At 53.3% G+C, this 3880-nt stretch carries 5 protein-coding genes; all 5 read left to right on the forward strand.

Features of this window, described 5'->3' with window-relative positions:
• Positions 1-107 precede the first annotated feature (107 nt).
• The 5 genes from Q0W37_RS15230 (at position 108) to queF (ending at position 3866) form a co-directional block, all read left to right on the forward strand.
• Entirely contained in the window at positions 108-479 is a 372-nt protein-coding gene (locus Q0W37_RS15230; RefSeq protein ID WP_297702394.1) for a hypothetical protein, read from the forward strand.
• Positions 472-1494: a phosphatase gene (locus Q0W37_RS15235; protein WP_297702395.1), complete on the forward strand. Its 1023-nt coding sequence runs from the start codon at positions 472-474 to the stop codon at positions 1492-1494. Before Q0W37_RS15230 ends, Q0W37_RS15235 begins: the two co-directional genes overlap by 8 nt.
• Positions 1495-1622: 128 nt before the next feature.
• Entirely contained in the window at positions 1623-2342 is a 720-nt protein-coding gene (locus tag Q0W37_RS15240) for a pseudouridine synthase (protein ID WP_297702396.1), read from the forward strand.
• 125 nt (positions 2343-2467) lie between these two features.
• Positions 2468-3304 (forward strand): metallophosphoesterase, encoded by an 837-nt coding sequence (locus tag Q0W37_RS15245; protein ID WP_297702397.1) that lies wholly within the window; start codon positions 2468-2470, stop codon positions 3302-3304.
• An 85-nt stretch (positions 3305-3389) separates the two neighbouring features.
• Positions 3390-3866 carry a preQ(1) synthase gene (gene queF / locus Q0W37_RS15250; RefSeq protein ID WP_297702398.1) on the forward strand — a complete coding sequence of 159 codons (477 nt, stop codon included), beginning with the start codon at positions 3390-3392 and terminating at the stop codon, positions 3864-3866.
• Positions 3867-3880 lie beyond the last annotated feature (14 nt).

Below are 3880 nucleotides of genomic sequence, written 5' to 3' on the forward strand. Positions count from 1 at the left end.
GCTGCAAAGAAGTAATTTCAACAATTTCTCCTTTGTTGGCGGATCCTGGACTCGTTTCAGGATCCGTTTTTGTATTAAAGGCGGGACTCGTTTTCTATTTTTGTGATATGATTTCAGAAAAAGACCTCGCCGAACTCGAGAATATCCCCTACGAACAGCGCATCGAACGCGTCGAAAAACTTTTAGAAGGCAAGAGTGAACCCCGCGCCTTTGAACTTGGTCTCCTGCTAGCCCTCAAGATGGGACAGGAAATCCGCGAAGGAAAGGAACTCGGATCAGAATCCGGCGACCTAGTCGCTAGCTGGAACGGAAGGCACCCCGATTCCATTATCGAAGAAGCCATTGCGTTTGCCAAGGAATTCCTGACGAATCCGGCGGGAATCGCCGAGAAAATTAAAAGCGGCATGCTGAAGAAAGACGAAAAGGAAGATTCCGGCGAAGCAACCTCTAGCGGCACAGACGAGGCGTCCAATGGATAACAAGCTGATCGCCACCGTCGATATCGGAAGTCACAGTTGCATTCTTCTGATTGCGGCTTTCGAGGAGTTGCCCCTTTCGACTGGTTCGACAGGCTCACGCTTCGCAAGCTCGCTAACCTTATCAGGGACCGAATCACCAGCCGAAGCTATCGCCTCTAAGGACACTGAGCCCGCCGAAGTGTCCGCAGAAAAGGGCGATGGAACCGCTCCGCGCAAGGTGCTGGTGCCGAAGCTCCAGAAAGTCGAGGTCTGCCGCCTGGGCGAAGACATTTACGAACACGGCAAAATTACCGAAAAACGCATGAAGGAACTCGAAGCCATCATGACGAAGTTCCGCATGGACCTGCACGCCCTGGGAGCAAACCTCAAGGCGGCTGTCATGACCGAAGCGATGAGAAACGCCGAAAACCCCGACGAAGTGATTGCCGTAGTGGAAAAGGCCCTGTGGATTAAGCCGCGAATCATTTCGGGCGAAGAAGAAGGCAAGCTCACCTACCGATCCGTTAAGGAATGGCACGGAGATGGAATCGTGACGATTGACATCGGCGGCGGTTCCACGGAACTTAGCAACGGGGCCAACACCTTCTCTATTCCGGTGGGCGCCCTCAAGATGTTCAAGGCGATGGGTCCTATCCCCGGTCCCGAATACAAGAAGTTTGTGAAGGAAACCTTCAAGGAAGTTTCTTTCAAGGGCATGACGAAAAAGCCGGTGTACCTGATTGGCGGTACCGGAACGGCGCTTGCGATGGTCTACCTGAACAAGCAGCAGTTCGACTACAAGGCTATCGAAGGCCTGGAACTTTCGATTAACGACCTTGATGCCGTAACGACACGCATCTCGAACTTGTCGAAGGAACTCCGCGCCATGCTCCCCGGCCTCGAAAACGGTCGCCACGAAGTCATTATCTGCGGACTCTTCTGGCTCAAGTCGCTTTTGGAAAAGCTCCGCGTCGAAACATTTAAGATAAGTACCGCAGGACTCCGCTTTGGACTACTTTACGAGGAAGAACGTTAATAATAAAAGATGATTCGTCATGCCCGATTTAGTCGGGCATCTCCAATTCAAGTTAAAAAGGAGATTCCCGCCGGAGCCTGCCCTGAGCATGCCGAACGGGCGGGAACGACAGCAACGAAAAGATTTCTATGCGTATTAATAAATTCATTTCTCTTTGCGGTATCGCAAGCCGCCGCGCGGCGGACGCCTTGATTGAAGAAGGGCGAGTCCAGGTCAACGGCGAAACCATCAAGGACCTCGGCCACCAGGTGGACGAGAACGCCGACAACGTTCTAGTAGACGGAAAGCCCGCCAAGCTTCCGCGCAAGACGACCACCATCATGTTCCACAAGCCGGCCGGCTGCGTATGCACCAAGACCGACCCGCAGGGCCGCCGCACCGTATACGACTACCTGCCCCCTGCCTACCAGAATCTGAAATACGTGGGGCGCCTCGACTTGCAGAGCCGCGGACTTTTGCTGTTTACCGACGACGGTGAACTGCTCCACCGCCTCACGCACCCGAGTTTCGAAATTCCGCGCAGCTACTACGTGTGGACAGACCGCCCCCTCAGCGAACATGCCGCCCAGAAGTTGGTGGACGGAGTCGACATCCGCGAAGAAGGCGCCGATCAAGAAGAAATCGCCTTCGCGACAGACATCTACCTGGAAAAGGGATTTGCCGAACTCGTGCTCATCGAAGGCAAGAACCGTGAAATCCGCCGCATGATGCGCGCCGTCGGGTACGAAATCCGCGACCTCAAGCGCGTGAGCTACTGCAAGCTGACTCTCGGCGACTTACCCGCAGGCGAATTCCGCGAACTTACGGCAGATGAAAAGAACAAGCTGAAGCAAGCGGTACACATTTAAAGCCGCACCTACGGCCCTTCGGCAGGCTCAGGGACCTTAATAAGGTTAGCGAGCTTGCGAAGCGTGAGCTTAAGCCTGTGCTGAGCACTGTCGAAGCAAACCACGCTCAGGATGACACTCTAGTTATGAATAGCAGAACATTATACATCGGTGACGTACATGGCTGCGCCGACGAACTCGAACGCATCGTGGACGCTTTCGGCTTTGTACGCGGCAAGGATACCCTTTATCAGACCGGCGACATCATCAATAAAGGCCCCGACATGATGCGCGCCCTCCAGTTTATCAAGGATAACGGGATTCTCACCGTACGCGGTAACCACGAAGAGCACCTGATACGCGCCCTGGAACTCCCCGAAAGCGAATGGACCGAAAAGCAGCGCAGCCGGTTCGCAAAACTTTCGATGGAAGAATGGAAGTACATCGCAGACGAAGTTTGCACCTGGCCCCTGTGGCGAGACACTCCGCACGCCCTTTTAGTTCACGCAGGACTCGAACCCGAAAAGACTCGACTAGAGGACATGGACCCGAAGGTTATTTTATCCGTAAGATACTGGAATGAAAAGCCCTGGTTCGAGCAGGTAAGTTGGCCAAAGACGGTTGTTTTCGGACACTGGGCCAAAATGGGATTCGTAAACCGCCCCGGATTTATCGGACTAGACGCAGGCTGCGTTTACGGCAAGAAGCTAATGGCGTGGTGCCCCGAAGAGGACAAATTCTACGAGATTCCCGCCGCACGGGAATACGCTCCCGTAAAGGACAAGGCGAAAACCGCCCTGGATGCCCCTTGCATTGTACCGGGCGACAAGCAGCCCGAAGAAAAGCGCCCAAAGACTTTCGAGGAAATCAAGCAGAAGATTGAAAGCGGCGACATTCTCCCGGCTGACAACAGCGAAGAGACTCAGAAACTGCGCAAGGCCTCTCCAAGCATCGTTGCCGAATGGGCCGGCTACAATCCATAAGACATTTTGAAAGTATTGAAACCCCTTTCGACATTTTCTATTTTTGAATTTACTATAGGCCTATAAACCAAAACTAGGAGACTTTATGCGTTCTGAAGCGGAACTCGAAGGCGTCACGCTGCTCGGCAACAACAAGACCCAGTACAAGACCACCTATAGCCCCGAAGTGTTGGAAAAATTTCCGAACAAGCACCCCGGCAACGACTATATGGTCACCTTCAACTGCCCGGAATTCACTAGCCTCTGCCCGAAAACCGGCCAGCCCGATTTTGCAGAAATCAAGATCAACTACATTCCGGACCAGTTCCTGGTGGAATCGAAGTCGCTCAAGCTTTACATGTTCTCTTTCCGCAACCACGGGGATTTCCACGAAGACTGCGTGAACATCATCATGAAGGACCTGGTAAAGCTTCTTGACCCGAAATACATCGAAGTCGAAGGCATCTTCATGCCGCGCGGAGGCATTTCGCTGTACCCCTTTGCAAACTACGGCAAGCCGGATACAGAATTCGAGGCGCTCGCCAAAAGCAGACTTTTCGTCGCCATAGACAGACGTAAATAAGCGCCAACACCGCG

Origin of the sequence: uncultured Fibrobacter sp., assembly GCF_947166265.1 — a bacterium.
GTDB lineage: Bacteria > Fibrobacterota > Fibrobacteria > Fibrobacterales > Fibrobacteraceae > Fibrobacter.

Excerpts from the sequence above, each read along its gene's own strand:
- Q0W37_RS15230 (WP_297702394.1), top strand. The coding sequence starts at position 108 with ATGATTTCAGAAAAAGACCTCGCCGAACTCGAGAATATCCCCTACGAA.
- Q0W37_RS15235 (WP_297702395.1), top strand. The coding sequence starts at position 472 with ATGGATAACAAGCTGATCGCCACCGTCGATATCGGAAGTCACAGTTGC.
- Q0W37_RS15240 (WP_297702396.1), top strand. The coding sequence starts at position 1,623 with ATGCGTATTAATAAATTCATTTCTCTTTGCGGTATCGCAAGCCGCCGC.
- Q0W37_RS15245 (WP_297702397.1), top strand. The coding sequence starts at position 2,468 with ATGAATAGCAGAACATTATACATCGGTGACGTACATGGCTGCGCCGAC.
- queF (WP_297702398.1), top strand. The coding sequence starts at position 3,390 with ATGCGTTCTGAAGCGGAACTCGAAGGCGTCACGCTGCTCGGCAACAAC.